This window comes from Xanthobacter sediminis, assembly GCF_043195015.1.
Lineage (GTDB): Bacteria > Pseudomonadota > Alphaproteobacteria > Rhizobiales > Xanthobacteraceae > Xanthobacter.
In genome coordinates this window covers 1-3,736 of record NZ_JBAFWH010000041.1, presented here as the reverse complement: position 1 = coordinate 3,736, position 3,736 = coordinate 1, and the positions used below count along the sequence as shown (strand labels likewise).

Below are 3,736 nucleotides of genomic sequence, written 5' to 3'. Positions count from 1 at the left end.
CGGGGGATAATAATTGCGGGCGTTCTCCACCTTGAGGTGGCGGCCGTTGAAGCTGAAGGCCTCGCCGGTGGCGAGGATCTGCCGCCACACGGTGAGGAACTCGTCGGCGGCCTCGTAGCGGGCATCGTGATCGAGGAAGATGCCGTCGGCGGCGAGCTCGGCGGCGTCTCCGCCGGGCACCACGTTGAGCAGCAGGCGCCCGTCCAGGGCCTGGTCGAGGGTGGCGGCCTGGCGGGCGCAGGCGGTGGGCCCCATGATGGAGGTGCGCAGCGCCACCAGCAGCTTGATGCGGCTGGTGAGGGGGATGAGGCTGGAGGCGGTCACCCAGGGGTCCTGGCAGCTCGATCCGGTGGGGATGAGGAGGCCGTCGTAGCCGAGCCGCTCGGCGGTGACGGCGATCTCGCGCAGATAGGCGTTGGTGGGCTCGCGCCCGAAATCGGATGTGCCGAGGTAGCGGGTATCGCCCGAGGTGGGGAGGAACCAGAAGACTTCCGGGGAGGGAAGGTTCGCCATCGCATCGATCCTGTCAGAGCGGCCGGGCCTACGCCGTCCGTTTCCGGACGCGCGTCGTCACCTCCTGTGATAGGCGGCCCCCGCAGCCGCGGCCATTCCAAAGAACCCATCGGTCGGAGAACGCGTCCCTCCCAGACCCCGCCTGCGGAGAACGGTCTTCTCCGTGGCCGATCCTGTCCCGCCCTGAGCGACGGCGGCCATGCCGAAGGGCGCGGATGCCTGAGGTATCCGCGCCCCCGAATGCCCGGTCGCCGCGCGCGGGTCTCAGTTCCAGGGATGGCGCGGCGGATGCACGCCGTTCAGGTACCAGTTGCCCACATGGAAGAATTTCCAGCGCACCGGGTCGTGCAGCGTGTGCACACGCGCGTTGCGCCAGTGCCGGTCGAGCCCGAACTGGGCGAGGGTCGAGCGTGTGCCCGCCAGCTCGAACAGCTTGTTGGTGGCGTCGATGGCGATCTGCGTGGTCAGCACCTTGGCTTCCGCGGTGCGGATGGTGGCCTCGGTCACATTCTCCAGAGAGGGGTCGAGATAGCCCTTGTCGATGGCTCGGCCGGCGCTCTCCAGCAGGGCTTCCGCCGCATGCAGGCGCAGCTTCAGGTCGCCGATGGCGGCGATGGTGTAGGGGTCCTCGCCCGCCGTCTCCTTGCCGCTGTCGATCCACGGGCGGGTCTGGGTCTTCACGAAGCGGATGGTATCGTCGATGGCGGCCCGGGCGATTCCGGCATCGATGGCGGCCTGGATGATCTGCGAGACGGGCCCCTGGACCGAGGGGTGCTCCGCCGTGTCGCGCAGCTTCACCGCCCGCTCGCGGGGCACGCGCACGTTCTCGATGCGCACAGAGCCGGAAGCGGTGGTGCGCTGGCCAAAGCTGGACCAGTTGTTGGTGACGCTCAGGCCGGGGGTCTCGCGGTCGGCGAACACCAGATAGACGCCGTCGTCACCGACCGCCACGATGGGCACGATGTGGGCCAGGAGGGCGCCGGTGGTGTAGAATTTCTCGCCATCGACCACCGCTTCCCCGCCCTCGAAGCGCACGCGGGTCTTGAAGTCGGTGACGTCCTTGCCGCCGAACTCCGAAAAGGCGTTGCCGAAGCGCAGGCCGGCGAGCGACCAGCCGAACACGCGGGCCTTCTCTTCCTCGGTCGCGTCGAGATCCACCAGCGCGGCGATGGCGATGTGGTTCTGCGCGATCTGCGCCACCGCCGGATCGCCGGAGGCGATGATGGCGATCACCTTGGCCAGGGTTGCGTGGGACAGGCCGGGCCCGCCGTAGCGCTTCGGAATCAGAAGCGACCAGATACCGCTTTGCGAGTAGAGGTCGAGCTCGGCCAGCGGCAGCAGCCCCTCGCGATCACGCAGCGCCGCGCCCTCCGCAAGCCGGGTCGCCAGCGCGGTGGCGGCGGCGATGGCGTCCGCCTCGTCCTTCAGCAGGTGCGGCGGGGTCGAGGGCCGCGGACGCGGCGGCACGGGGTCCGCGGAATTCACGCGGGGATGCTGCGTGTAATCGATTTCGGTTTCGGTGAGGGAACCCATGCTCGTTCCTTTTCGGGCTTGATGTCTCATCCGCATCCGGAAGACGCGCGCCATCCGCGCCGTGCGCATGTCTTCTTCCGCGGGGGTCGTCAGCGCCGCGCAATGCGATGCTCTCGCAGCGTTGCGAGAAATAACGCATCCTGCAAGTGGAATACGCTTCTTATTATGTGTTATATTTCAATAACATTATTCTACGGGCGATATGGATCCAGGTGAATTGATAGGAGAGAAATTTCTCTCCGAAAGCGGCGCCGCATTTTTGAAAAAATATTCCGAAAATTATCTATTCGGCGACGGTGAGATGCTCCGCAAAGGCCGAAATATGGAAGAACGAACCCTCGCCTCCATCCGCGGCTTCCGATTACACTTTGCAAGACTGGGGTGCCGCCGGCTCTAGGGCGGTCGAAGCTGTTCCAGAAATGAAGGTCAATGTCGCCCGGATGCCGCTTCGGGCGCAGGAAGGAGCATTGCCGTGACTGTGCATGAGTACCGGGGCACGTTTCCCGACACCGGGGCGCTGAAGGCGCGTTTCCGCCCGCTGTTCGCGCGCATCGCGGAAGGGGCCGTCCGGCGCGAGCGCGAGCGCATCCTGCCGTTCGAGGAGATCGGATGGCTGAAGGAGGCCGGCTTCACGGCGCTGCGCGTGCCGGTGGAGTACGGTGGCCTCGGCGTCTCCCTGCCGCAGCTGTTCGACCTCCTGATCGACCTCGCCGAGGCCGATACCAATGTCGCCCAGGCGCTGCGCGGGCATTTCGCCCTGGTGGAAGACCGTCTCGTCGCGCCTCGTCGCCAGGGCGAACCCTGGCTGAAGCGCTTCGGCGCCGGCGAGATCGCCGGCAACGGCTGGACCGAAATCGGCGCGGTCAAGCTCGGTGACACCATCACCAAGGTGGTCCCGGATGGCGAGGGCTTCCGCGTCGAGGGCGAGAAATACTATTCCACCGGGACCATTTTCGCGGACTGGATCGACACTTATGCCACCCGCGCCGACACCGGCGCCCCGGTGATCGCCATCGTGCGCGCGGCGCAGCCCGGCGTGGAGCGGCGCGACGACTGGAGCGGCTTCGGCCAGAAGCTGACCGGCACCGGCACCACCATCTACACCGCCGCCGCCGTGGAGCCGGAAGGCCTGGTGCCGTTCGAGGCCCGCTTCCGTTACCAGACCGCCTTCTACCAGCTGGTGCTGAACTCGGTCCTGGCGGGCGCGACCCTCGCGGCGGTGCGGGAGGCCTCGGCTCTGGTGGCCAAGCGCACGCGTGGCTTCTCCCACGGCGCCGGCACGCTGCCGCGGCATGATCCCCAGGTGCTGCAGGTGGTGGGCCGGGCGCGCGCATTCGCCTTCACCGCCCGTGCCGCCACGCTGGAGGCCGCGCGGGCGGCGCAGCGGGCCTATGAAACATCCCAGGCGGACGATAAAGCCGCGGACGACCAGGCGAACATCGACGCCGAGCTCGCCTCCGCCGCCGCGCAGGTCGGTGCCGCCGAGCTCGCGCTGCGGGCCACCGGCGATGTCTTCAATGCGCTGAGCGCCTCGGCCACCGACGAGAAGCTTGCCCTCGACCGCCACTGGCGGAACGTGCGCACTGCGGCGAGCCACAACCCTTTGATCTACAAGGAGCGCATCCTGGGCGACAATGCGGTGAACGGCACCGAGCCCGTCTATGTCTGGCAGATCGGAGCGATCGCCGGC

Annotated in this window: 3 protein-coding genes; 1 reads left to right on the top strand and 2 read right to left on the bottom strand. The window is 67.6% G+C overall.

Going from position 1 to position 3,736, the window contains the following annotated elements:
* Both V5F61_RS21015 and V5F61_RS21010 read right to left on the bottom strand, forming a co-directional pair.
* Positions 1-513, bottom strand: a 513-nt coding sequence (locus V5F61_RS21015; RefSeq protein ID WP_394104083.1) for an LLM class flavin-dependent oxidoreductase, incomplete at its 3' end; no start/stop codon positions are given.
* A gap of 264 nt (positions 514-777) precedes the next feature.
* Entirely contained in the window at positions 778-2,046 is a 1,269-nt protein-coding gene (locus V5F61_RS21010; protein ID WP_393989094.1) for an SfnB family sulfur acquisition oxidoreductase, read from the bottom strand.
* A gap of 472 nt (positions 2,047-2,518) precedes the next feature.
* Between V5F61_RS21010 and V5F61_RS21005 the strand changes: the two genes are divergently transcribed.
* On the top strand, positions 2,519-3,736 hold a 1,218-nt coding region (locus V5F61_RS21005), incomplete at its 3' end, for an acyl-CoA dehydrogenase family protein (protein WP_393989095.1).